Here is a 21015-nt window from a genome sequence, read left to right as displayed (position 1 = left end):
AGGCCACGAGCGTCACGTCATCGGTGCTCATGAGTCCTCCGGACTGCCCCAGTAGCGCCGGACGTAGACACCTTCGAGCGTCGTCGGCTGGAGCACCCAGTTCACTGTTTCGCCCTCGTTCGGTGCGTATTCGTCGCCGACCACGACGACTGGCGCGTACTCACTCCGCGGCCGTGTCTCTCGCCACGGCAAGAGGCGATCCAGTCGGTCCGGTTGCTCGCCCACTGCCAGCACGACGACCGTATCATCGCCGGCGAGTTCATCGAGCCGCCGGCCCGTCGTGTAGTTCTTGCGCTCCTCGTGGTCAAGCACTTGTATCACGTCGCCCAGCACCTCTTTTGGCGTACCGCCACCCACCTTTGCCGGCGTCGTCGCTGTGCCCCAGTAGCTGATGAATTGGCCGATCCCCATCGCTGTGCCTATCACCCCGACCAACAGCGCCGTCGAATCGTTGGCATAGACGCCCAGCGACAGGACGACAGCGCTCGAAGCGAGTAGCGACAGTTTGACTTTATGCGCCCGAACCTCCGCTTTCAGATCGCTTGGGACTCTCGAATGTGACATTACAGTGCCTCCGCGATTGCTTTCAGTGTCGCCGATGCGCCGTCTCGAAGCATTTCGCTGGCCGGCCCGAGAACGCCATCGAGAGCGTCGTGCATCAGCTCTGGATTCGGATCGAGCCATCCCAGCCCGATCGCCACAGCCAGCGCCACCAGTACCACGACGCCGTAGACGACCATCGAGCCGCCCACTGCCGCCGCCATGCCCGCGTACTTCTTTCCTTTCAGCAGGTAGTACGCCGCCATCACGAGCGAGCCCGCAACCATCACCTGCCCGCCGACCCCGAGCTGGCTGAGCAGGTCCAGCAGAACGCTCATTTCTGGTTCCCTCCGTCGGCCTCGATGACGATGTTCTGCGTTTTCTCCGGCGAGCGAATCGACTGAATGAGCTGATACGCCAGATACAGGCCGCCAGCCACCAGAATCGGCCACACCTGTGAGTTGACGATGGCCGTCAACAGCGATTCATCGCTCAGTACCTGGAGTGAAACGACCGTCGCCGAGACGACGATGAGCGTCCAGCGTTCCATGCTGAACTCGTCGAACTCCCGGAGCGCCACGAATGACAGCGCCGAGACGGCCGCCGTCGCCACGATTACCAGCGACCCCGACGGCAGCACGATGATCTCGGCCTGGATAGCGGCCAGCCCGATCGCCGTCGCGACTGCCACCGCGACCGTCTGGTTTCCGAGCACCGTGCGGACGAGCTGCGCGCCGCCGCGGGTCAGCCCGCCGAGCACGCCGCCGACCGCTGGCCCCAGAACTGGAATAGATGCAGCAGCTGACTCGATGCCTTCAGCGGCGTTATTCCCGGCGTTCGTGACCTCTTCGTCGCGGCGAGCTATCACCAGCAGCGCACCGATGGCGAGTGCGACGCCCAGCAGTGGGACGATGTTGCCCAGCGGGTCCTGTGTCGAGACGCGGGACAGTGTGCCACCGCCTCCGTCGCCGCCGGAACTGCTCGCTGTCGAGTTCTCCAGCAGGAACGTCAGCGTCTCGCCGCTGTCGTCGTCGGTCAGCGTCAGCGGCGAGTTCGCCGTCCCCGAGTCTCGGCCGATGCCGTGGGTCTGTGAGTACAGCGTGTACTTCTCGCCATCCTGAGCATTGATGAGCGTGTAATGCACCGTGTCCGGGTCCGTCTGACCCTGTTTCGCCGTCCAGACTGGCTGTGTCTTGTTCGCGTCGTCGACTGTGACGACCACGTCGCCCGAGGTCGCGTTCGCCTCGACTGGAATCGTCGAGACGTTCAACTGCTCATCTGCCGAGGCCTTCGGAATCCGGAGGCGTTGGTCGCCACCCGACAAGACGCGCACGTCCTCGGACGCATCAAACGTCGCGTCGTGGACGTAGTGGATGCGGTGGTACTCGGCGGTCTGTGGCACCTGAATGTACGAATCCGAGTTCCACGAGTCGACGCGAATTCGGCTGTCGAGTGGGTCACCGGTCGTCGTCGGCTCCGTGACCGTGATCGCACCGTTGTTTACATCTGCCATCGAGCCCGTCGTCCGCACTTCGATTTTATCACCAGCCACGACAGAGCCCAGCTGCACAGTCAGCTCCGTGTTGTTCAGATCGTAGTTTCTGGAGTCGACTGACGACCATGAGCCGCCGTTGACGCGCTTCTCGACCCGCTTAATCGATAGCACCTCTTTCTGGTGCGGTATCGTCAGCGTCGCCGACGAGCGGTTTGAGGCGTAGGTTTTCGAGACGTTGTACTGTTCGAGCCATTCCGTCTCTGTCGTCGTCGTCGAAATCTTGTCGCTGGCGTCGTGACTGTAGTCGAAGCCGACCTGTGGCGTCGGGGCGTCAGCTGACAGCGTCCCATCGCCGACAGCAATATCTACCGTGTTCGTGCCGGACTGGAGCCATGCCGTATCGGTCGTGAGTGGTGTTTTTGAGCCGTCTGCCAGTGTCCCGGAGTGTGTCGTCGTGTTGCCATTGACCGTCACCGCCGGATCGACCGTCTGTGTGCGCTCGGTCATGCTAACTTCAACGTCCACAGCCCCGGTTGTCGTCGAAATTGTTGCCGAAGATCCTGTATCGAGGTTTGGTAAACTCTTGGAGCTGGTCTCGCCTTCGGGTAAGATGCCAGAGTAACTCGCGTCAGGCGAGTCGTCTCCGTCGATGTCGATGCTCGGGTCCTCGACCGCGGTCCGCTCCGTCCATGAGAGATCCCACGAGGGAGCCGGGCCGGCCGCAGTTGTGGTCGAGACGCTGTTATCGCCGGTCGAGAGTCCGTCGACGGACTTGGTTGTGGTTGACTCCCCGGTCTTGTAAATACCCGACCACGACGCTTCTACGTACCCGTCGCCGTCGATATCGATGTCGGGGTCCTCGACCGCGGTCCGCTCGGTCCAGTCGAGAGAGTAGTCAATTTCGTGTCCCGCCGAGCTTGAGAAATCCAACGATGACGAGGCTGTGGATAAGTCAATTGTGCGCGTCTTAGTCTCTCCATCGTTGAAATTGCCGAAGGTAGCCGTTGCACCGTCATCCGTAGATGCCGAGAGGTCCGTTACCTGTCCATCTATGGACACATCAACATCAACAGCTTGCTGGTAGCTATACCAACTACCTGTGTACTTTGTGGCCCTAACACTGCTTGGGGCAGTGTCTACTGCGAGATTTAATGTGTCCGAAGTCCCATCATTATCGGTGTTTGTGGACACAAATTCGAGATGGTACGTATTCCCTGCTGTGACCGACTGTGGGTTATCAACGGGAATGGACTGATCTCCCGTCGACCAACTTGGGTCCCAACTGTTTGTTATCTTATTGTCTTTTGTGAGAGATTGGTCAGCTTCTCCGCTAACTAAATAAACATCAACAGCGGGATTATAGTCATCTCCGTAAGTGCCCGCGACGTTGATTGATAGACTCTCTATGTCTCCAGTTGAACCGGGAGTTATCTCTATTTCGGACGAATGTTTCGTGTCACTGCTGCCGTCTCCGATTGCCAGAGACATATCATCATCCGTCGTACCATCCCCATAGTCGTTAACTGGGTTATAAGTCGACGACGAGCCGTAGCCCGTCACGGTCAGAGTTGGGTCGCCGCCGCTCCCGTCCGTTGGTTCGAGATTCCCGCCGACCGAGAGCGAGGTCGACGTTGACGGTGAGACACCATTTGCGGATACCGAGTCCGTAGTTGTGGAGGTATCGCCGGTCAATTGGACGGACTCATCGGTCGGGTTGACGTTTCCGCCGACTGAGACAGTCCCGCTCCCGGTCCCGGACGCGGTCGCGGATGCGGTCTCCTCGTGACCGGAAAACGTCACGGATGCATCGGTCGCGGGGTCCGTCCCCGCTATCTCCAGATCGAGAGAGTCTCCGTTAGCGAGCGCGGCTCCGGAGACGGTCTCGGTCTCGGTTGAGGTCCTGCCCGTCAGGTTGATATCGAAGTTCGATACGCTGTCGAGATCGTTGATATCGTACTGGTACTGGGTGCCATCGGCTGCCTGCGATCCTGACAAGACGACTTCGCCGCTGAACGTGACCGTGTTCGTCGAGAACTGCTCGACGTAGAAAGCCACATCGTCCCCTCGGACGTGCGTCGGCGTCGCGTAGGACTCACCACTCTCGTGCTCGATGTACGCGGTCTGTGGGACGCCGCCGACGGACTCGTTGAACCAGTTCGCGGGCACGGACACCCATCGTCCCTCGTGGACACGGGAGTCGTCCAGCACCAGCGCCGGCTCGCCGTCGACGGTCGTCGCCGACACATCCATCGTCTGTGAGCCTGCCGACGCCGAGACTTCTGTGGGCGCTTCGACACCGCCGCTGGCCGTCTCAGTGTGGCTCTCAGGCAGTGCTCGCAGTTTATCAGGAGCCTCCGTGTCCGCTCGCGCGGTCTGGACTGGTTCCGGCGTCGAGAGCGTCCCCTTCTTGACAGTCTCATTGGTCGCTGGCTCGCCCCCACCGAAGAACACTGGAGCCGCGACTGCTGAGGCGACCAGCGCCATCGCGATGACGACGATCTGGAGCTGCTCGCCCGAAAGAGGCAGGTCGTCAATCACACCGACTCACCCCCATACTCGACTTTCAGCGAGTGGTCGATCGGGCTCGGGAAGTACGGGATGTTCGGGAGCGGGTACTGGAACGCCGATTCGTTCCACGGTAAAAACTGCCCGACCTGCCGCCCTGACGTGATATTGCGGTCCATCGGCACGTCCGAGAACCCGACCACGTCGCCCTTGCTCGTCGGATTCGCGCCGGGTGCCATCGAGATACGCCAGCGGATCTTCCGCCGGATCATCGAGTGGATGTCTTTCTCGCTGTGGCCGAACATGAATATCGAGAGGCCCGTTTTCCGGGCGTCGACCAGTGCATCGCGGAACATCTCGATTTTCTGGTAGTGTGCGAACTCGTCGGCGCGGGCCGCTTCGGGAGCCACGTCGCCGATCTCGTCGAGAATCACACTCATCCAGTTGTACGGCCCTTCCTCGACGCGGGCGAGTAGCCAGCCGAACCACCAGTGTGACAGCGGGTCCTCAGCCGTGAACTCGACCTCGTCGTACTGCTTCTCTTCGGCGTTCTCGTAGATATCTTGGACGCCGCGCATCTCCGGATCGGGATACACGACGTGGAACATGCCCGGTTCGATGAGTTCTTCGTTCAGTTGTACTGGGTTCTCGTACCGGACGACCTCGCGGACAACGTCCTCCAGGGGCACGCGCACGGTCTCGTCCGAGGGCTTCTTTGGGACGAACTTCGCCGTCACATCGAGCCCTTCCGGGAGACAAATGCGGGCGTAGCGGTGGAACGGCAGCCATTCGGAGCGAGACGGCGAACCTCTCCAGATGATCGCCTCGTCGTTGGCTTCCATCAGGCGAGCCGCCAACCACAGCGCCGTGTTCGACTTGCCCGAGCCGGGTTCGCCGATCGCCAGCCAGTCCGTGCCGCCGTCGTGGAACTTCGGATTGTCCGAGTCCCACGTGTGCTGGATGATGTCCGGCAGCAGTTCCTGTTGCCACTTGTAGCCGCCAGCCTCTGCGTAGGATCTGCCTTTGGCCTCCTCGTGGCCGTATGTTGCCTGCCAGTCGATGCTCCCGAAGCCCGAGAACTGGTCTTTCATCTCCCGTACATCGGACTTCCGGCCGCCGTGGCCGGTGAACTGCCGACTCTTCGTGAATGGGTCCGGGAGCTGTTCCAGTAGCTTCTCGCGCTGTGCCGCCGTATCTTCCGGTGATTTCAAACTCATGCGTCAAGCGTGTCCTGTCCGTTGCTGCTGTTTTCGACCGCTTCCTGTGCTTTCTCGCCCATCTCGCGAGCGCCTCGGATGCACGACGAGAGCGGTTCTTGCAGGAGGTACTGATACCGCCCTGGATGGGACTCGCCAGTATCTGTCTGGAGAATCCCGTAGGCCCACGAGTGCCGAGACTTCGCGATCGGGTAGTCCGATGCGTCGACCCACTCGCCGAAGGTCGCCGCCTGGAGGTCGCGTTCCCACTCAGCTATCGCTTGGCGCGACCCGAATCCTGTCAGTGCATCTGTCAGCGCTGCTTTCTGGCGCTTTTCGAGTTCGGTCAGCGCCGGTCGGAACGCTACGGCACCGCCGAACATCTCGATCTCCGGCGTCTGGTCGTCGACGTACTCGGTGACGTTCTCGCGGAACTCGCGATAGGCGGTGTCTGCCGCCGACGTGACCGTGATGGCGAGTTGGTCGCGGTACGTGCGCGCTGTGTCTGTGTCGACGGCTCGGCTGCTGTACTGCCTGCCTGTCAAGTACTGTGCGTCGAGTCGTTTGACGAACTGCTGGTAGAACTGCGGGTCGAGCTTGCCGAGTGTTCTGACGTTCGCTCGCGCCGCCCACGAGAGGATTTCCTCCAGCGATTCGAAGCCCTCTCTGAGGTCCGCGATCATCTCGTCTTGGTCGCGCTGGAGCTTTGCCAGCGCTGGGCGTTGATGCCGCTCGAACTCGTGGCGGCGACCACCCCCCGGGCCGCCCCACTCTGTACTACGCGCGCGTGTCTCTGCGCTCGCGCGCTGATCCGCGCCGGCGTCGGTGTCGCTAATCGTCACCCACCCCCTGATTCTGCGTCGTCGACTGCGTTTCGTCGATTTCCCACGAATCGCGGATGTTCTCGCCGAATCGGTCCCGGAGCGTCTCGATCACGTCATTGATCTGCTCGATCGTCTCGAAGTCCTGGTCGGCAACCAGCTCGTGCAGGTCCTCGAACGTCGAGGCCTCGCGGTACGTCGCTCGCTCGTGGGCAAGCACCGCGCGCGCTTCCGAGAAGTGGTACGGTGCGGGCTCGAACGACAGCTCGCCGTCGCGGGCCGTGTAGCCCGACACGACGCCCGGCAGCAAACCACCGAGCATTGCCAGCGACGGCACGCCGAACGCCGCCAGCAGGCCGTGGTAGGCGATGAAACCGCCACCGACTGCGGTCGCGATGAACGGCCAGTTCAGCCGACCGAGTGGCGAGAGGAGCTTATCGAGCGTCGACTCTGGCGGTTCCGCGTCGTCGTCGGGCTCGGTGACGATCGTTGGCGAGAACTCCAGTCGCGCCGGCTTGTGATGTAGAGTCTCGTCGGCCACCGGATCGATCTCGTATTTTTTCGAGACATCGCCTTTCGCGTTGTTGACCGTCTCCAGTTCGCTCTCGTCGACTGAGGCGGCGTCAGCCCAGTAGCGAGCGAGAAACGGCCGAATGCCCGTCGCCGGCATGTAGACCTTGCCGTCGCGGCGGACGATATCCCGGAGTAAGATCTCTTCCTCGCGAGCGTCCTTCGACTCGTCGCCGCTGACGGCCGTGACGCTTTCGAGGTCCTTCTGGTTGAATTCGGCTTTCTCAACGTCCTGATCGCGGATGCCGAGCATCGCAACGAACGACAGGACGGCGATCGAGAGGCCCGCGATGTAGGGTGCTTTCGACAGGACGGCGGCCGTCTGCCACGTCGCAGCGATCAACAACAGCAGCGCCAGGAATCCGAGGATGAACAGCCACCACGTCGTTCCCTTCCGAGCGCTCGTGACGGTTCGGTCGAGGAAGTGGACGGCGGCCTTCCGGCCGACGAAGATTCCCGGGATTGCTGGCAGTAGGATGTTCATCGCACCCCAGCGCCAGAGGTCGCCCTTGCTGTTGATGTCCGTTCCCGGCGCGGCCGTGAGCGGGTTGCTCCGGTGCTCGTACGTCCAACGAGCGCCGTCGACACGTTCGCCGTCGCGCTCCAGCCACATCGTCATCTGAACGCGGTCGTTGTAGTGAGAGTACAGCCCGATCGGGATCTGGTTGTAGCCCGCGCTCATGTTGAACGAGACGCGCTGTACCGACTGATTCGCCGCGTACTGAAACTGCGTCCCGTTCTCGGTCGAGCGCGTGTGGTCGTTCCAGTAGACCACGACCAGCTCGTACTCGCCGACTGCGTCACCGTAGGCCGTCCCGTAGAGCTGGATGCGGTCCGACTGGATGTTCGTCCCCGGGTCGGCCCAATTCATGCTGGTCTGGAGCGGGCTCGGTGGAGAGTGTCGCACCCCGACCGACCCGGAGATGGGTTCGCCGAGATTCCGCACTGATGGCGGGGCTTCGGCGTCGTGCACGCCGCCGGTTGTGAGGTCCGACCGCTCGAACGGCCCCGGCGGCGTCCAGTCCGACGCCGGACGGGGCGTCGCGGTCGCCGTCTCGTTTGCTTGTGCGGCCACTGCCGGGGCCAGCAACGTTGTTGCTACGAGTAGCGATACAACGACCGCGACGCCCCGCCTCATAGCAGGACGCCTCCCACGTCAGTGAGAATCGGAGCCACGGCGGCCCCGCCGCCCGCGACCGCGTCGACGATGGCGTCGGGAGACATCTCCCACGGCAGGCCGCCGAAGATGCCTGTCAGCGTATCGCCTGCGACGCTTGCGGCCTTTTCCAGGCCGACTGTCGCTTCTGTGATGGCCGTTCCGGCGATGCCGCCGCCAGCCGCCTGTCCGGCGCTGATATCCGGTGCCATCAGCGCCCCCCTCCGTTACGGAGATGGCTGTAGAACCACAGGGCATTCCCCGCGATGTACAGGAGAATGGCGGCCGCCGCGACCACATCTACAGATGGGTTTCGGGTGATGCTCAGCAGCATCACTCCGAACACCCCCAGGTTACTCGCTAACATCAGCCCGCTCCCGTCGCCGGTTTTTAGACGGGCTGGTAGCTGCTTGAGGCGGTGGGCCGCCATCAGCTTCCCCTCCACGAGTCGAGTTTATAGACCGCGAGGAAGATGCTGATTCCAATCAACAGGAACTGAATCCCGCTAATATTGCCCAGTAGGCCCTCAATTCCCAGCGCGCCTGCGACGCCTGCCAGCATCGTCGTGAACGCGAAGGGCTCGGCGGAAATCGCCATCACCAGCTGGTTGCCCATCTCCAAGCCGATACCCGCGCCGGCCAGCCCGGCTGTCCACGACGACGTAGCGACGCGCTTCGTCCCCGATGCCGCTGTGCCGGCTGCTGACGCTGTTCGATCTGTTCCCAGGGCCACGACGACGCCGACAACTGCGACCGCTGCCAGCAACGCTGTCGCCATCTCAGGCATGGCCCTTTCCTCCGATTCGAGTCGTACCGCTGTTTGCGTGTGTCATTGGTCTACCTCTGCGATTACTTTCTCAACGACCTGAGTGAGCAGTTTGAGCCCGTAGGCGACGCCCAGCACAACAGCGACTATCTGGACGTTCCCAGACAGCCACGACAGTGCGCCGAGTTCGACGTTTGGTAGCACGGTGAACGCGAAGATCGACGTGCCCGTGAACAGGATCGACAACTGCCCCCACAGGACGCCCAGCACCGCGTCGATGACGGGGAGCTGGAACAACTGTGCGAGTGACGTGACGACGACGCTCAGGGCCGTCGCTGGATGTCTGACTATCTCTCCTACTGATATCATTTTATCAGCCCCCCGCCGCCCGGGATCACGTCGATGATGATGTAGACGACCCGCTCAAGCAGCAGGACGACGACAATTACCTCAGCGACGACAATCGCCGCGATGACGATTGGGCCTGCCACGCCAGCCGCTCCGGCGAGGTTGAAGATCGGCTCGTTCAACGACTCGATACCCGACAGAATTGCGTCGCCGGCCGGTCGCGCGCTACCGATGACTGCATTCGCGATCGCCACCGGTAGGTCCGCCATCCCGATCTGTTCCTCAGTTGCGCCGTCAAAAACGGCGGGCTGTGTTCCAGCCAGTACGACGATGATCCCGTTGAGAATCGCCGTCATGATGCCGAATATCCCCTCAAGCAGCGCCGAGAGGATGGCCCCCAGAACGAAATTCCGCGGGTTGTTCAGGAACTTCAGCATCACGTCCGAGTTCGGCAGCACGCCCAACACATCGTCGCGGGATATCTCCAAGTCGACTATCGGTGCCATCAGAGATACCTCCCTTTGAGGAAGTCGATGCCCGCTGAGACGACGTAGAACGTCGCCAGAACAACGATAATCGATATCGGGAGTGCCAGCACGCCGAACTCTGCGAGCGAGAACGACCACGCGCCACGGATCGCCGCGATCCCGGCGTCGACCGTGACCTGATACAGACCGTCGCTCGGTCGACTCAGGAACGGCGCGTCTGGGATCGGCTCAGTGCCGCCGAAGAAGAACGACTGGATGGCTTCGAGATACCGCGTTGCTGCCTCGACGGCACCCTGGACGATGGCCGACACACCCGTCGCGATAATCGCCACGGTCGAGCCGATGATCGCCGCGCCGAGCCTCGTCCATTTCACGCCGCTTGCGAGTGGGAACGAGTTCTCGCCGAGGTTGACGAGCTTCATCGTCCCGTCGTCGTTCTTCACGACTTCAAGGAGTTTCTTGAAGCCGCCCAGTGCCGGTATCGTCTCCGACCCGTCGAGCAGGCGTGCCATGCGGCCGCTGTCGCCGTCAGCCATCGCTACGCACCCCGTTGACGGTCTGGGGAGGCGATGGCCGAATCATGTTATTCGTCCTCTCCCTTCTCTTCGTCTGTTCCGACCGCCAGCGGGCCGATATCCGGAATATCCGGGAAGCCCGGAATGGCGATGAAGTCCGGCGTCTCCTCCTCTTCGAGGAACTGAATCATGATGAAGAACGTCACCAAGACGGTCACCATGGCTGCCGGGAGTGCGAACGGACCGAACTGGTTGGCGATGCCGATAGCAGACGCTTCTGCGCCCGCTGTCAGCACGCCGAGCGGCTCAATTACCGTCGCCTCGAAGAACGCCGGAACAAGTTCCGCGCCGGAGTCCAGCGGACTCACCAGCAGTGCGAACACTGACTGAATGAAGTTGATCCCGCCCTGGGATATTGAGAGGCCGACCCCGAAGATCGACCCCTGGAGCAGCTTGCCGAGCGAGCCGCCACTGTTCAGGAAGTTAATCGTCCCGTTAAGGACAGAGTTCGGGCTTCCATCCCCGAAATCCAGTTCTGCCATTGGCTTAGAACACCCCGATCTTGCGCCCGGTGACGAACGAGAGCAGTCCGCCGATGATCGCGCCGGGGAGGCTGACGATCGTGTCGACGATGCCGCCGGAGCCGCCGCCAAGGACACCGCCGCCCTTACTGTCGGTCGTGTCGGACTGGAGTTCCTGCTTTTCGTCGCTCGTGATGACGTAGTCGTAGTGGATGACCATGTTCGTCCCGACGCTGACAGTGCTGTCAACCGAGACGTTCGCGCCCTGCGTACCGTAGGAGCCGGTCTTATCCGTCCACGAGGAGATGTTCGTCATCTCCGTGTCGCCCGTGCCCTCCGCGTATTCGACGGTCTGGTACCGGGTGTCGGGCATCTCGACCGTGTCCTTCAGCTCCGCGTTGCTGTACGAGAGGTCGTAGGATTCCGGAAGCTGGAGTCGGTAGTAGGCGTCGACACGGCTGTCGAAGCTCGGGTAGCCCTCAGCTGCGGAGAACTCGAACAGCGTGTCTTCGGATTCGAGTTCGCTTGCCTCGAACAGCATCGGCACGGTCACGTCGTTCAGCCGCGCATCGTCGAACGTGCTACCCAGCGTGTCCAGACCAGTCACGGAGATAGTGCCGGCGTTGGACTCGTTGACCTCGTAGACGGTTTCGGAATCGTCGAGTTCACCGTCGCCATCCGTGTCGATGCGCTGGGTTCCGAAGTCCCACTTGCCGAACTTGTCGGCGTTCAGCGCGTAGATATCCACGTCAGCGTTCGCGTCGGAGACGACCACGACGGTCTTCTGAATCTCGCCCATCGTGCCGTCACCGGAGCCGCTGACGGCCATCTTGCCGACCTGTCGCTGGAACATGTAGCCGTCGCCAGTCGCGGAGGCGATCTGCTCCTCGCCGCCGGTCTGGGACGGGTTCGCCGTGGCACTGACGTAGTCGCCGTCAGCATCGACCGCGCGCACCTCGACGGTCGCGCCGGATTCCAGCGTGTTGATGTTCATACCGACCTGAAGCATTCGCTTCTCGGCGTCCGAGGTCACGGAGAAGTTGCCCATCGTGAACTTCGCCACGTCGCCGCTGGCCTGCGAGCTCGTCGAGAGCGAGACCGCGTCGACGCCCGGTTCGGGACTCGTGTCCGCGATGGTCCCCGTCCCGGCGGAGCCGCTCATATCCTTCGTCCACTCGACCGCCTCAAGTGCTGAGGTGTCCGATTTGGCGTGTGGGAACGCGCCGTAGTCCGTTTCGTTGACGCCGTCCAGGGCGTACGAATACGGGTTCTCGACGCTACTGTTCAACCGCGCGTTCATCGATTTCAGTTCTCCGTTGTCGGCCTCATACTGCTCCGCCGACCAGCCCATTTCGTGCGTGGACTTGGTCACGTCGACCTCTACTTCCGGATTCTGTGCGACACTGCTGTTGAAGTTCGCCGCGGCCGCGATGCCGGCGAGTGGCGACGCTGCCACCAGCACCAGCATCCCGAGCGCGATCACTGTCTGTCGTTTACTCATTGATTAGGAGTGGCGGTGTTCCGGTCGCCAGCCGTGGTTTCGAGTTCGTTCAGAAGCGCCTCGTCGCGGACCGCCCCGCTGCCGTGCTCCTCGATCCCGTCGATGAGCTGCTCGCGACGAGATCGGCCGTCGCCGTCGGTCGCGAGTGTGTGAGCCGAGCCGCGCTCGTCGAGGTTCTGCTGAGCGCGCTCGGTTAGGTGGCCGACAAATCGACGGCCGCCGAGGTACAGCGCCGCGGTGACGATGGGGGCAGCCATAACCAGTGCGGAGAGGCCGGCCCAGTCTGCGGTCGCCAGGACCGCCGTGATTGAGGCGTAGCCCCCGAGGAGAACGAGTCTCACGCGCCACCTCCTGGCGCGGCCCGAATCTGATCGTCGTCGACGTAGGTCCCGACGGCGAGCACGAGGCCGCCCAGGACACTGCCAGAGAGAGCCATCGCGACGGCTGTCTCAATCACACGCCACCTCCGACCAGTTCCCTGGCGGGAAGATCGCGGCTCGCGCCAGCGGCTTCCTGGTGGGCTCGCTCGCGGCGGCGCTCGTCGACGTTGTGCCAATCGATACGATACGGTCGTTGCGCGGTCTCGCCCGCGCTGTCCGGCGGATTCTGGCCGCCGGCCCGTCTGGTTGACATGGGTAGGGGTACTCCCCCGCGGCTTCGCCGCGGGTTAGGCGCGTCGGCCAGACGGTCTGGTATAAGTGTCCGTAATGGCGTTCCGCTCGGATATCCGAGTGGCTGGCCGCCCGGTATCCTTATGGGATACCGTCTCGCCGCCGCTCATATGGCGAACATCCACCAACTACGTCGCATCGGCTCGAACTCATCTGGCGATAAAGTCGGTGTCGAGCTGCCCCGAGACGATATCGAACTCGAAGGGCTACTGGATGAAAATGGAGAACTGACCGATACACCACAAGTCGCCATCAGCCGCGTCGACGACGGTGAATGGCGCATCGAACGGCTCGGCGACCAGGCCTAACCAGTCGATCATTGTTCGTGCCATCTCCAGAACCGGTCTACTACGATTCCTAAAACCATCACTATCGGCGCAGCAGCAGTACCGAGAGCCTCGATTAGTGTGAACGCGCCCATCATCGACGCGAGATATCCCCATCCTGCTACCCAAGTTCGCCAGTAGAGCAAGATCCCGACCGCCGTTTCAAGCAGTGAGCGGTTATCTTCGTCCGGCCCGTTCCGAATCCAGTAGCCGAGCTTTTCCGTCGTCTGGGACGGAGTGTTCTCAGTCACACTCTGTCACCTACTCCGATATCCCGTAGGCACGTTCGACAGATTGCCCCTTTCGCGCTCTCATGAGCCGGGTAAACGTCATTTCCGCAATAGTCGCACTCCTGCACATAGTCCTCTCTGTCGATACTAACCGGCTTGGGCGTATTCTCGGGGTTCAAATCAACTCACCACACTTTGGACAGCGGAACATTTTCAGTCCGGTCCCAACGAGTTCCGTTTCTATCTCGCTGGGGTCCGACCGCTCCCCGCACTCGGGGCATGGTGGACCCGCCGAAATACCCTCAAGGATAGGTTCAGATTCGCCAATCAAACTGTTGACCAATTCCCCAATCATTTCACGTATCCTCCGTTCCATCGGCGTTCGTAGGCGGCCACGAAGGCCCTCGTGCGAGCAGGTGGACGCACTCTACGCAGTACTCAGTTCGTTCAGTCGCGCTCGTTCGACAGCCGTAGCTTTTGCACCACGTCATGACGAGTCCTCCGTTCCTTTGCCGGAATCGGACCCTTCGATACTGGCATGGTTTTCGGTTGCGAGTTTCTTTTTCCGCCGCTCAAAGCGCCGCTTGCGCTTCCTGTCCAGGCACTCAGTCACGAGGTCGTAGGCATCCTCGTTGAAATCATAGCTATGCAGCGGGTAGTCGAACGACTCCGCGGCGATAGGTGCCACTGAGATGCCGTCTATCTCTATCATCAGGGCGCTGTCTCCGTTGACCAATTCAACAGTGCGGCCGTCTCGGAGCGATTGGAAAATCACGTCCGATAGTGTGCGGTCAACGCTGTGGGCGCTATCACGAGTGGGTAGGTACATCATTGATCTGTTTCCGTGCCGTCGTTGCGCATCTCCTCCGGGCGCTCGCCGAAGAAGATAGCCCGAAGATTCCGCTTTCGGGCGGTATTGAAGACTTTGGGGAGGCGGCTCGTGTCGTCATCTTTCGGCGTATTTCCGGTCATGGTTGTTTCAGGAGATCGGGACAGTCCTCGGCCCGTCGCTCCGGATTAGGGTCGCAATCAGGATGATAGTAGTCCGCTCCGTAGCTATGCCACTGTCCGTTTATTTCCTGACCGCACTTTTCACACTCCGGTACGGGCGTAGCGTCGGTCATCGTTCCTCCAGCACGTCACGCGGCTGTTCCTCGATCGTCGGTGCGTCGAAAGTCCGCCCCCAGTCGCACGACTCACAGCGCATCGCGGTCATGTGGTCCGGCCCGCATTTCACCTTAGTAGCGCCGCCACAGTCGGGACAGGCGAACTTGCTGTCTCGCCACTTGTACGGCGGCACTATTCAGAACCCTCCGTTCCGTCGGCAGCCTGCCGGTCAGCGTACTCTGCCGCCCGAATCAGCGCCTGCCCGAGCTGGCGAGCGCTGTCGGGATCGAGCCTCGCACCGGTCGACGCTTTCCGGGACTCGCCTTTCCAGAACCCGGCGAGATAGACGGACCCGCCGTAGATCTCGTCGACGCGCCACCGTGCTTGGATCTCTTCGGCGTACGCGTCGAACGACTCCCCGGACATCCGGAAGTCTGAGTTCGCCGTTGGTTCGACTTCGTACACCTCGCTCGCGTCACCGAGATCGTCGTCTCGGATCGCCTCGTTGTCGCTGCCCTGCATCCATCCGGGATAGGTCCACCCGTTCATCAGAGCCATCCCACCTTTTCCCGCTCTCGGGCCTGTACGTCTGGCGAGAAGGTCCCGCGGTAGGCGTCGAGGAACGTTTCGAGATCTTCCCAGCCGCCCCAGTCACAGACCAGCAGTGCGTCCACCTCCGCGCCCTTGAGCGAGGTCGCCCAGGTTCGCCGGAGGTCGTGCATCGTCAGATAGGACCAGCGCGGGTCCTCAGATTCCGCCAGTTCTTCGCGGGCCGTCCCTATCCAGCGCCGGAGAGTTCGCGTCGTGACGCCGACCTGCGAGCTTTGCGAGGTCACGATGGGATGGCTGTCCGATTCGGCACGATACTCCGCGGCCGTCTCGATCGTGTTCTTCAGACTCGCCGGGATTGGTGTCTCGCGGTACTTGTCTCCCTTGCCCTCGTGGACCAGCAGCATCGGCCCCGCGTCTGTGTCGACTACGTCGTTGTCCGTCACTCGCGTCACCTCTTCGGAGCGCAGGCCGCACCGAGCGGCCAGCGCGAACGCCAGTCGCTGGGACGGACCCGATGCCGTCTCCAGCAGCAGTTCCACTTCGTCGTTCGAGAGCCATACTTTCCTGCCGTCGCGATCGTCGTGTTCTGTCGTGTTCATAGTGTCCGGTTGGCTGGTTTCGCGGTCAGTTTCGGCACTGTTCGACTGGTCTGGGGAGTGATTCGGGAGTCAATTCGGGGGTGAACTGTCCGAGACTCCACCAGTTCTCGGACACTCACTGCTCACCACCTCCGACGATGGCCGGGTCGAGAATCTCCGACCACCGCAGCTGGGCGCACGTGACTTCGCTCCTGTCGACATCGTACCACCGGCCGCGGAGATGCTCATCGACGATGCTCGCCGGGACGACTGCTCGGTTCCCCCGCATCCGGGTCTCGTGAACCCACAGGTAGACCTCGCGAGCGTTGTCTCGGAGCCGCGAGTAGCGGTCACACGCCGCCGCGAACTGCTGGCCGTCCTTCGTCCACCGCAGGACGAAGCCCGGATCGTCCGGGTTGGCATTGGCTCGTGGCAACGTGTTCGTCTTCGTATGTGAGTTGCCGATGGATGCACGCCACTCCTCGGGGTCGAGACGATCCATCTCCGTCGCGATGTCCTTCGTCGTCTGTGCGAGCGACGCCTCGAAGTCCCGGTTCGGTTCGCGACGACTGGCCGGCGTTCGGTCGAATCGAGCGGGCCAATCGATGCCCGTCATGCCGACTCACCCCAGTTGAACTGGACCCCGCCGTGTGCGACGGCATCATCGTCGTAGACGAGACTCGTCGGGATATCATGGCAGTGAGCCAGCATCCGGGCCATCTTTCGGGCGACTGTCGCGCAGTGTGCGTTTGTTCCACTCACCCAGATCACGTCGTCCTCGACGGTGTAGATGCGGTCGTTGAACTCACGTGAGAGGATTTCCGACACTTCCTCCCGGTCACTGACAGCCGCGTTCATGCGAAGATCACCCGGACGCCGTTGAACTCGTGCTCAACTGGATTCCCGCACTCGGGGCACTCGACCGGTCGGCCCGGAACGTGGATGCGGTTGTTTTCGTCGATGTAGGCCGGTTCGTCCAGCTCGATAGTTTCGGGCTCGTGGTCGCAGTACTCCGGATCTGACGGGTCGATGTGGTTGCTCGCTGCGACCCCGCACTGGAACTCGACCTCCGTCTCGCCTTCGAGGTGCTTCTCTGCTGGCGTCGTGAAGTCGTCTAAGTCCTGCCCGCCGTCGGTGACGAGCTGGTCGTCGTCGAGGTCGAACTGGTCACGAAGCCAGTGCGTCAGCGGCTTCGTCCGCCCGTCCCAGTAGTAATAGTGGCTCTCCGTGATGGCCTCGATCTGCATCAGCGTGCGAACGTCAGTCGCCCCTCGCTCGATGTCGTAGACCTCTTTCGCCTTTGCGAACCCGGCTGCGTAGGCCTCCAGCAGCCCCTCGTTCAGTTCGTCACGCTTCTGCTCGTAGTCGCCGGTACGCCCGTCGCTGTCGGTGTTCTCGCTCATGGATTCAGTTGGCTTGTCAGTCATCGCGCTGTCCTCCGTCGGTCGCGACCGCGTCTCTCGGGATGTCTTCGCCGTCGGGCGTCTTTCGCTGGCGGTAGCGCGTGTCGAGTCCTGCCGCCTGCCGCTCGATAGTCGCCGGGTCGGCACAGGACGGGCAGCCGTGTAGATCGCCGTCCCGGCCTTTGCGAACTCGGTAGTAGCGCCGTGAGACGTGCGCTCCGCAGGCATCGCAGGACGGCATCAGTTCTCACCTCCGTAGCGTCGGCGGTTGAACGCCGCTGCGAGGTCTTGCTTGCGCGATTTGATTCCCTGAATCCGCGAATCCAAGGTCTCGAAGTACTCCTCCATTTCTGCCGTCGTCGTGGCGACGTAGTAGCCGGAGTTGCTGGCGACGATCGGGAGGTCGCGGTCGATCATGACCTCCTTGATGAGTTCCCGCGTTTTCGGGCTCGCTTCGCCGTCGCCGATCTGGAGTTTCTCAGACAGTTCGGCCGACGTGATGGCTTCCTCGGGCGAGGTCCGCCCGCGGAGTTCGTCGTGGATCTGGTCCGCCAGCGGTTGCGAGGTCGGACCAGCTGCGTCGGTCGACATCATCGACCACCCCACGAGTGGTTTTCCGAGATGTGTTCGTCCACGCGGTTCGGCGGGATGTCCGCCTCGCAGAATCCGCACTCGACCGGCGCGATCGTCACGAGGTCGACTCCCCACATGCGGGTGTCCGCTTCGAGGAGTCCCATCGCGCTGAGCGGTCTGAGCAGGTTCCGGCGGACCAGCTTCTTTTCTACCTGGGTGAGTTGGGCTATGTGCGTCTCTGCCGTCTCCAACTCCACCCGGCCGCCCTGCTCGTCCAGCCACTCGTAGGCCGTTAGCTCGTCGTCTGAGAGGTCCGCCATCCGCAGCGTGCCGTCCGCGGTCGCCTCCGTTCGGATGGCGTCTCGAATCGTCTCAGACTTGTTCTCCGCCGAGTCGAGATGTTCGCGGAGTTTCGGGTCGCTGATTTCGACCGTGTAGCGCTTGGACTGCTTCGACTGGTTCGACGCCATCAGCAGGACACCTCCCCGGCCAGCCGTGCGTGTGCCCCCTCGCGCGTAACGCTATATTTCCGCGCTCGGTCGCGCCCCCGGGCACGTAATAGACTATTATGAGCACCGGGGAGGGGGTTTATGAATTTTGGTAGATGTGCAGCGTTAGGTTCTGAAACTTCGGAAACCTGCGTTTGAGCAGTTATGAACTCGGTCCCAGAATTATGAATTTTCGCGGCGATCATCGGCGAATCCCCCCATCGGTCGCCGCTCGAACATCCGGTTCGGCGGCGTGGTCCGCGATCTCTTGCTGACCGTCACGCACTTCGACGCTGATAGCTTCCGGCTTCGCTCGCGGTATCTCGACCAGTCCGCGATGTTCAGCGCGCCAGACGCCGCAGAGATGGCTGCACGGCCCGTCGTTGTATTTGAACCCGTCACAGTCGCACTGCCCCCAGGCGTGGCCGACCGCTTCGACCAGCTCGACGACGTGCCCCTGGTCGCCCTCGGTCCGTTCGACGGCGAACTGACCGCCGCCGAGTGATTTGATGCGGTCCGCTGCGAGGTCGACCTTATCGTATCGGTCTGAATGCGCGTCGAGAACGCGCGAAAATTCGAGTCGCTTCAGATCAAACATCGCTATCACACTCCGGGCAGACCTTTCGAGGGATTCCTCCGGCTGTGCTCGTGAGCGTGAGGCGTGCTGCGCAATCAGGACAGAACCTCATGGCGCACACCTCCGACCGTCGTCAGTAGCTGGACAGCGCTGCTCGTCGTCCTCGATCACGAGGCCACAGAACTCGCAGATGAGTGGGAGCCCTTCCGGATTGGACCCTTTGAGACTCACTGCGAACCACCCCGATTAGCCGGCTGCTGGGGCTGTTTTTGGGTGGGTGAAAGCGGTAAAATAGACCGCTTTACTTTTATAGTGTATGGGGTCGGAGGGATTTGAACCCCCGATCGGCTGATATCTCCGTCCTGCGCCTCGGAACTCCAGAGGGTCATCGTCGCGAACCGGTGATCAGCCGGCCGCTCAGTATATCAGCCCTCGAAGTGTCGTCCCAGGCGCGTGGCCTCTGGAGTCAGCCGCCTTCCCGGACTAGGCCACGACCCCGCACTCCGGCGTAAGCCGACTCGCATTAAAGGGATTTCGATTGCCAGACGGCGATCAGTCGCGGTCGGTGTCAGACCAGTCACACTCCTGGCATTTGTACCCAGTAACAAACTCCAGCGCAGATGGCATGTACCCCACGGAAATGACGTTCTCGCCGCATTCGGGGCAGTCGTCGTCAGCGTCTTCGATAGGCTCTGCGTCCATGACGTTCTCGCCTTCGATGAGTTCGGCCAGGCTCTCGGGAGTCTGCATCCGGCCTTGGACCACGCGATTGTCGCTCATACCGGACAGCCGGGCCTAGTGGGCCTAAAAGTTCTCCCTTGTCACAGCCACGGGGCGCGTTCCTGATCGGGTTCGTACTCGACCGCAGCTCCTTCGTCGGTCTGCTCGTCGGCGGCGACGCCCTGGGACGCGCCGCCGTCGGCGAAGGCGGCAGTGAGGTCGACGGCGTCGGGGCGGTATTCCGTGTGACGCGTGCGAGCGTTCTCCGGGTCGAACGACAGCAGTGCCGTGACGGCAAGCACAGCCAGTGCCACTGGCGCATCGGTCGGCATCACGCCGAGGACAGAGAGGGCGAGGACGCCAAGCGCGACAGCGCTCCCGAAGCGGAAGCGGTCTATGTCGACGGCGTTTCGGAGCCACGGACTCGCCAGTGCGACGGCGAGGGCGAAGCCGATACCGACGCCGGTGGTGGCGGCCGCCCGGAGCAGGACGCCGGGTTCGATGGCGGTGACGAGCTTCGCGCCGGCTGGGTCAAGGCTGGCCAGCAGGCCGAGTCCGACGATGACAGCCGGCCGCGGCAGATATTCGCCGATTCGGGCGCTTGCGGTCTGTGCCGCGATGGCAAGGATGACGAGGCCGGCGAAGCGTTCAAGAGTCCCCAATTTGACGATTCCCGCGATGGTCGGCGCGAGTGCCGCTTCGATGAGCGCAATCGGCATCAGGACGGCTCCGATGAGCAGGACGGCTCGGGCTTGCTGCCGGGGGCCACCTTCGAGTTCGGCTAACACGACGGCAACAGTTGCTGATCCGCCGAAGACAAGCAAACCCACTTCGAGGACGCCCATCCATGTCGAAAGCGCCCCTGCGAGGACGAGCACCGGGAAGATGCCGTCGACGAGGGGGAGACCCATGACGGTCGCAAGCAGCCGACCACCGCGGCCGACCTGCTGCTCGATGTCGAGCGCAATCGGGTGTCTAGAGCTACTCATGTCGTGTTACGGTCGAGCGTAACCCAACTCCCGTCGGGAGGTTCTCACTCGGTCCTGACGAACACGACAGGCTTGCCAGAACTTGTTACCGAACCACGTGAACGTTGTGTTGCCCGACGCTGTGGACGTCATCTGACGGGCAGTACCGTTCCGTGCGGGTTCGGTAAGTCGCATGTTTTTAATTATCCTTCATTCGCACATAATCGTTGCGTGAGAACTGCGCACATACGCCACCACTTCTCCGGAATACACCGTCGTTTGTGGACGAATGTCTCACCTTCTCCAACAGGGCCTGACAATTGAGGTGTCGGCGACGTATTTCTGGAAAGGGCCTCCGGGGACAAGTGTGGCATCGAACCCCACGTAGCGCCGAGTCTCGC

Annotated in this window: 33 protein-coding genes and 1 tRNA gene; 1 reads left to right on the top strand and 33 read right to left on the bottom strand. The window is 62.1% G+C overall.

Annotated features, from left to right (window positions below; all coding sequences use genetic code 11):
* Window positions 1–27 precede the first annotated feature (27 nt).
* From C437_RS15140 to C437_RS15065, 15 genes are all read right to left on the bottom strand, one after another.
* Window positions 28–564, bottom strand: coding sequence for a DUF7526 family protein (locus C437_RS15140; RefSeq protein ID WP_004517862.1), 537 nt, complete (start codon window positions 562–564; stop codon window positions 28–30).
* Complete coding sequence (locus C437_RS15135; RefSeq protein ID WP_004517861.1) at window positions 564–878, bottom strand: hypothetical protein; 315 nt, start codon at window positions 876–878, stop codon at window positions 564–566. The genes C437_RS15140 and C437_RS15135 overlap by 1 nt, the downstream gene beginning before the upstream one ends.
* Window positions 875–4573 carry a hypothetical protein gene (locus tag C437_RS15130; protein ID WP_004517860.1) on the bottom strand — a complete coding sequence of 1233 codons (3699 nt, stop codon included), beginning with the start codon at window positions 4571–4573 and terminating at the stop codon, window positions 875–877. Before C437_RS15130 ends, C437_RS15135 begins: the two co-directional genes overlap by 4 nt.
* The gene (locus C437_RS15125) at window positions 4570–5757 is read right to left on the bottom strand and encodes a hypothetical protein (protein ID WP_004517859.1); all 1188 of its coding nucleotides are present in this window, start codon (window positions 5755–5757) and stop codon (window positions 4570–4572) included. Before C437_RS15125 ends, C437_RS15130 begins: the two co-directional genes overlap by 4 nt.
* Window positions 5754–6578 (bottom strand): hypothetical protein, encoded by an 825-nt coding sequence (locus tag C437_RS15120; RefSeq protein ID WP_004517858.1) that lies wholly within the window; start codon window positions 6576–6578, stop codon window positions 5754–5756. Before C437_RS15120 ends, C437_RS15125 begins: the two co-directional genes overlap by 4 nt.
* On the bottom strand, window positions 6568–8265 hold the full coding sequence (locus C437_RS15115) for a hypothetical protein (RefSeq protein ID WP_004517857.1): 1698 nt from the start codon (window positions 8263–8265) through the stop codon (window positions 6568–6570). Before C437_RS15115 ends, C437_RS15120 begins: the two co-directional genes overlap by 11 nt.
* A complete protein-coding gene (locus tag C437_RS15110) occupies window positions 8262–8495 on the bottom strand; it encodes a hypothetical protein (protein WP_004517856.1) in 234 nt (77 codons plus the stop codon). The genes C437_RS15115 and C437_RS15110 overlap by 4 nt, the downstream gene beginning before the upstream one ends.
* Window positions 8496–8712: 217 nt before the next feature.
* Complete coding sequence (locus tag C437_RS15100; RefSeq protein ID WP_004517854.1) at window positions 8713–9069, bottom strand: hypothetical protein; 357 nt, start codon at window positions 9067–9069, stop codon at window positions 8713–8715.
* A gap of 42 nt (window positions 9070–9111) precedes the next feature.
* Window positions 9112–9417, bottom strand: coding sequence for a hypothetical protein (locus C437_RS15095; protein WP_004517853.1), 306 nt, complete (start codon window positions 9415–9417; stop codon window positions 9112–9114).
* Entirely contained in the window at window positions 9414–9902 is a 489-nt protein-coding gene (locus C437_RS15090; RefSeq protein ID WP_004517852.1) for a hypothetical protein, read from the bottom strand. The genes C437_RS15095 and C437_RS15090 overlap by 4 nt, the downstream gene beginning before the upstream one ends.
* Window positions 9902–10420 (bottom strand): hypothetical protein, encoded by a 519-nt coding sequence (locus tag C437_RS15085; RefSeq protein WP_004517851.1) that lies wholly within the window; start codon window positions 10418–10420, stop codon window positions 9902–9904. The genes C437_RS15090 and C437_RS15085 overlap by 1 nt, the downstream gene beginning before the upstream one ends.
* A 47-nt stretch (window positions 10421–10467) precedes the next feature.
* The gene (locus tag C437_RS15080; RefSeq protein ID WP_004517850.1) at window positions 10468–10941 is read right to left on the bottom strand and encodes a hypothetical protein; all 474 of its coding nucleotides are present in this window, start codon (window positions 10939–10941) and stop codon (window positions 10468–10470) included.
* Between the two features lie 4 nt (window positions 10942–10945).
* On the bottom strand, window positions 10946–12421 hold the full coding sequence (locus C437_RS15075) for a hypothetical protein (protein ID WP_004517849.1): 1476 nt from the start codon (window positions 12419–12421) through the stop codon (window positions 10946–10948).
* Entirely contained in the window at window positions 12418–12762 is a 345-nt protein-coding gene (locus C437_RS15070; RefSeq protein WP_004517848.1) for a hypothetical protein, read from the bottom strand. The genes C437_RS15075 and C437_RS15070 overlap by 4 nt, the downstream gene beginning before the upstream one ends.
* Window positions 12763–12874: 112 nt before the next feature.
* Entirely contained in the window at window positions 12875–13054 is a 180-nt protein-coding gene (locus tag C437_RS15065) for a hypothetical protein (protein ID WP_004517847.1), read from the bottom strand.
* A 148-nt stretch (window positions 13055–13202) separates the two neighbouring features.
* Here C437_RS15065 and C437_RS15060 point away from each other — a divergent pair, with 148 nt between their 5' ends.
* Window positions 13203–13400 carry a hypothetical protein gene (locus C437_RS15060; RefSeq protein WP_004517846.1) on the top strand — a complete coding sequence of 66 codons (198 nt, stop codon included), beginning with the start codon at window positions 13203–13205 and terminating at the stop codon, window positions 13398–13400.
* A gap of 8 nt (window positions 13401–13408) precedes the next feature.
* Here C437_RS15060 and C437_RS20235 read toward each other — a convergent pair whose 3' ends face one another.
* The 18 genes from C437_RS20235 to C437_RS14990 all read right to left on the bottom strand — a co-directional run bounded on the left by C437_RS20235 (window position 13409) and on the right by C437_RS14990 (window position 20635).
* Window positions 13409–13669 (bottom strand): hypothetical protein, encoded by a 261-nt coding sequence (locus tag C437_RS20235; RefSeq protein WP_004517845.1) that lies wholly within the window; start codon window positions 13667–13669, stop codon window positions 13409–13411.
* 466 nt (window positions 13670–14135) lie between these two features.
* Window positions 14136–14480 carry a hypothetical protein gene (locus tag C437_RS15055; protein ID WP_004517844.1) on the bottom strand — a complete coding sequence of 115 codons (345 nt, stop codon included), beginning with the start codon at window positions 14478–14480 and terminating at the stop codon, window positions 14136–14138.
* Window positions 14477–14620: a hypothetical protein gene (locus C437_RS20395; protein ID WP_160163022.1), complete on the bottom strand. Its 144-nt coding sequence runs from the start codon at window positions 14618–14620 to the stop codon at window positions 14477–14479. Before C437_RS20395 ends, C437_RS15055 begins: the two co-directional genes overlap by 4 nt.
* Window positions 14617–14772 (bottom strand): hypothetical protein, encoded by a 156-nt coding sequence (locus tag C437_RS20390; protein WP_160163021.1) that lies wholly within the window; start codon window positions 14770–14772, stop codon window positions 14617–14619. The genes C437_RS20395 and C437_RS20390 overlap by 4 nt, the downstream gene beginning before the upstream one ends.
* Complete coding sequence (locus C437_RS15050; RefSeq protein ID WP_049919846.1) at window positions 14769–14948, bottom strand: hypothetical protein; 180 nt, start codon at window positions 14946–14948, stop codon at window positions 14769–14771. Before C437_RS15050 ends, C437_RS20390 begins: the two co-directional genes overlap by 4 nt.
* Window positions 14948–15304, bottom strand: a complete 357-nt coding sequence (locus C437_RS15045; RefSeq protein ID WP_004517843.1) for a hypothetical protein — start codon at window positions 15302–15304, stop codon at window positions 14948–14950. Before C437_RS15045 ends, C437_RS15050 begins: the two co-directional genes overlap by 1 nt.
* Window positions 15304–15906: a tyrosine-type recombinase/integrase gene (locus C437_RS15040; RefSeq protein ID WP_004517842.1), complete on the bottom strand. Its 603-nt coding sequence runs from the start codon at window positions 15904–15906 to the stop codon at window positions 15304–15306. The genes C437_RS15045 and C437_RS15040 overlap by 1 nt, the downstream gene beginning before the upstream one ends.
* 115 nt (window positions 15907–16021) lie before the next feature.
* Window positions 16022–16501, bottom strand: a complete 480-nt coding sequence (locus tag C437_RS15035; RefSeq protein ID WP_004517841.1) for a hypothetical protein — start codon at window positions 16499–16501, stop codon at window positions 16022–16024.
* Window positions 16498–16743: a hypothetical protein gene (locus C437_RS15030; RefSeq protein WP_004517840.1), complete on the bottom strand. Its 246-nt coding sequence runs from the start codon at window positions 16741–16743 to the stop codon at window positions 16498–16500. Before C437_RS15030 ends, C437_RS15035 begins: the two co-directional genes overlap by 4 nt.
* Window positions 16740–17312, bottom strand: a complete 573-nt coding sequence (locus C437_RS15025; protein WP_004517839.1) for a hypothetical protein — start codon at window positions 17310–17312, stop codon at window positions 16740–16742. The genes C437_RS15030 and C437_RS15025 overlap by 4 nt, the downstream gene beginning before the upstream one ends.
* Window positions 17305–17529: a DUF7563 family protein gene (locus C437_RS15020; RefSeq protein ID WP_004517838.1), complete on the bottom strand. Its 225-nt coding sequence runs from the start codon at window positions 17527–17529 to the stop codon at window positions 17305–17307. The genes C437_RS15025 and C437_RS15020 overlap by 8 nt, the downstream gene beginning before the upstream one ends.
* Complete coding sequence (locus C437_RS15015; RefSeq protein WP_049919844.1) at window positions 17529–17879, bottom strand: hypothetical protein; 351 nt, start codon at window positions 17877–17879, stop codon at window positions 17529–17531. Before C437_RS15015 ends, C437_RS15020 begins: the two co-directional genes overlap by 1 nt.
* The gene (locus tag C437_RS15010; RefSeq protein ID WP_004517836.1) at window positions 17879–18331 is read right to left on the bottom strand and encodes a hypothetical protein; all 453 of its coding nucleotides are present in this window, start codon (window positions 18329–18331) and stop codon (window positions 17879–17881) included. The genes C437_RS15015 and C437_RS15010 overlap by 1 nt, the downstream gene beginning before the upstream one ends.
* 220 nt (window positions 18332–18551) lie before the next feature.
* Window positions 18552–18947 (bottom strand): hypothetical protein, encoded by a 396-nt coding sequence (locus C437_RS15005; RefSeq protein WP_049919843.1) that lies wholly within the window; start codon window positions 18945–18947, stop codon window positions 18552–18554.
* A gap of 87 nt (window positions 18948–19034) precedes the next feature.
* Window positions 19035–19157 carry a hypothetical protein gene (locus C437_RS21145; protein ID WP_275040395.1) on the bottom strand — a complete coding sequence of 41 codons (123 nt, stop codon included), beginning with the start codon at window positions 19155–19157 and terminating at the stop codon, window positions 19035–19037.
* An 86-nt stretch (window positions 19158–19243) separates the two neighbouring features.
* Window positions 19244–19424: transfer RNA gene (locus C437_RS15000), tRNA-Trp, on the bottom strand.
* 54 nt (window positions 19425–19478) lie between these two features.
* Window positions 19479–19706: a DUF5795 family protein gene (locus tag C437_RS14995; protein WP_004517834.1), complete on the bottom strand. Its 228-nt coding sequence runs from the start codon at window positions 19704–19706 to the stop codon at window positions 19479–19481.
* 41 nt (window positions 19707–19747) lie between these two features.
* Entirely contained in the window at window positions 19748–20635 is an 888-nt protein-coding gene (locus C437_RS14990; protein WP_004517833.1) for a DUF5794 domain-containing protein, read from the bottom strand.
* Between the last annotated feature and the right edge of the window lie 380 nt (window positions 20636–21015).

The organism is Haloarcula vallismortis ATCC 29715 (assembly GCF_000337775.1).
In the GTDB taxonomy this organism is placed as follows: Archaea; Halobacteriota; Halobacteria; order Halobacteriales; family Haloarculaceae; genus Haloarcula; species Haloarcula vallismortis.
The sequence above is the reverse complement of the archived record's forward strand: the minus strand, read 5'-3'. Positions and strand labels throughout refer to the sequence as shown.

What these genes read in the sequence shown, in the direction of transcription:
- C437_RS15125 (WP_004517859.1), bottom strand. Translation starts at nt 5,757, where the DNA reads ATGAGTTTGAAATCACCGGAAGATACGGCGGCACAGCGCGAGAAGCTA.
- C437_RS15030 (WP_004517840.1), bottom strand. Translation starts at nt 16,743, where the DNA reads ATGAACGCGGCTGTCAGTGACCGGGAGGAAGTGTCGGAAATCCTCTCA.
- C437_RS20395 (WP_160163022.1), bottom strand. Translation starts at nt 14,620, where the DNA reads ATGACCGGAAATACGCCGAAAGATGACGACACGAGCCGCCTCCCCAAA.
- C437_RS15010 (WP_004517836.1), bottom strand. Translation starts at nt 18,331, where the DNA reads ATGGCGTCGAACCAGTCGAAGCAGTCCAAGCGCTACACGGTCGAAATC.
- C437_RS15005 (WP_049919843.1), bottom strand. Translation starts at nt 18,947, where the DNA reads ATGTTTGATCTGAAGCGACTCGAATTTTCGCGCGTTCTCGACGCGCAT.
- C437_RS14995 (WP_004517834.1), bottom strand. Translation starts at nt 19,706, where the DNA reads ATGAGCGACAATCGCGTGGTCCAAGGCCGGATGCAGACTCCCGAGAGC.
- C437_RS15090 (WP_004517852.1), bottom strand. Translation starts at nt 9,902, where the DNA reads ATGGCACCGATAGTCGACTTGGAGATATCCCGCGACGATGTGTTGGGC.
- C437_RS15015 (WP_049919844.1), bottom strand. Translation starts at nt 17,879, where the DNA reads ATGTCGACCGACGCAGCTGGTCCGACCTCGCAACCGCTGGCGGACCAG.
- C437_RS15095 (WP_004517853.1), bottom strand. Translation starts at nt 9,417, where the DNA reads ATGATATCAGTAGGAGAGATAGTCAGACATCCAGCGACGGCCCTGAGC.
- C437_RS15140 (WP_004517862.1), bottom strand. Translation starts at nt 564, where the DNA reads ATGTCACATTCGAGAGTCCCAAGCGATCTGAAAGCGGAGGTTCGGGCG.
- C437_RS15080 (WP_004517850.1), bottom strand. Translation starts at nt 10,941, where the DNA reads ATGGCAGAACTGGATTTCGGGGATGGAAGCCCGAACTCTGTCCTTAAC.
- C437_RS15100 (WP_004517854.1), bottom strand. Translation starts at nt 9,069, where the DNA reads ATGCCTGAGATGGCGACAGCGTTGCTGGCAGCGGTCGCAGTTGTCGGC.
- C437_RS15075 (WP_004517849.1), bottom strand. Translation starts at nt 12,421, where the DNA reads ATGAGTAAACGACAGACAGTGATCGCGCTCGGGATGCTGGTGCTGGTG.
- C437_RS15055 (WP_004517844.1), bottom strand. Translation starts at nt 14,480, where the DNA reads ATGATGTACCTACCCACTCGTGATAGCGCCCACAGCGTTGACCGCACA.
- C437_RS15020 (WP_004517838.1), bottom strand. Translation starts at nt 17,529, where the DNA reads ATGCCGTCCTGCGATGCCTGCGGAGCGCACGTCTCACGGCGCTACTAC.
- C437_RS15025 (WP_004517839.1), bottom strand. Translation starts at nt 17,312, where the DNA reads ATGACTGACAAGCCAACTGAATCCATGAGCGAGAACACCGACAGCGAC.
- C437_RS15060 (WP_004517846.1), top strand. Translation starts at nt 13,203, where the DNA reads ATGGCGAACATCCACCAACTACGTCGCATCGGCTCGAACTCATCTGGC.
- C437_RS15135 (WP_004517861.1), bottom strand. Translation starts at nt 878, where the DNA reads ATGAGCGTTCTGCTGGACCTGCTCAGCCAGCTCGGGGTCGGCGGGCAG.
- C437_RS15110 (WP_004517856.1), bottom strand. Translation starts at nt 8,495, where the DNA reads ATGGCACCGGATATCAGCGCCGGACAGGCGGCTGGCGGCGGCATCGCC.
- C437_RS15035 (WP_004517841.1), bottom strand. Translation starts at nt 16,501, where the DNA reads ATGACGGGCATCGATTGGCCCGCTCGATTCGACCGAACGCCGGCCAGT.
- C437_RS15085 (WP_004517851.1), bottom strand. Translation starts at nt 10,420, where the DNA reads ATGGCTGACGGCGACAGCGGCCGCATGGCACGCCTGCTCGACGGGTCG.
- C437_RS15065 (WP_004517847.1), bottom strand. Translation starts at nt 13,054, where the DNA reads ATGTCAACCAGACGGGCCGGCGGCCAGAATCCGCCGGACAGCGCGGGC.
- C437_RS15115 (WP_004517857.1), bottom strand. Translation starts at nt 8,265, where the DNA reads ATGAGGCGGGGCGTCGCGGTCGTTGTATCGCTACTCGTAGCAACAACG.
- C437_RS15045 (WP_004517843.1), bottom strand. Translation starts at nt 15,304, where the DNA reads ATGAACGGGTGGACCTATCCCGGATGGATGCAGGGCAGCGACAACGAG.
- C437_RS15040 (WP_004517842.1), bottom strand. Translation starts at nt 15,906, where the DNA reads ATGAACACGACAGAACACGACGATCGCGACGGCAGGAAAGTATGGCTC.
- C437_RS20390 (WP_160163021.1), bottom strand. Translation starts at nt 14,772, where the DNA reads ATGACCGACGCTACGCCCGTACCGGAGTGTGAAAAGTGCGGTCAGGAA.
- C437_RS14990 (WP_004517833.1), bottom strand. Translation starts at nt 20,635, where the DNA reads ATGAGTAGCTCTAGACACCCGATTGCGCTCGACATCGAGCAGCAGGTC.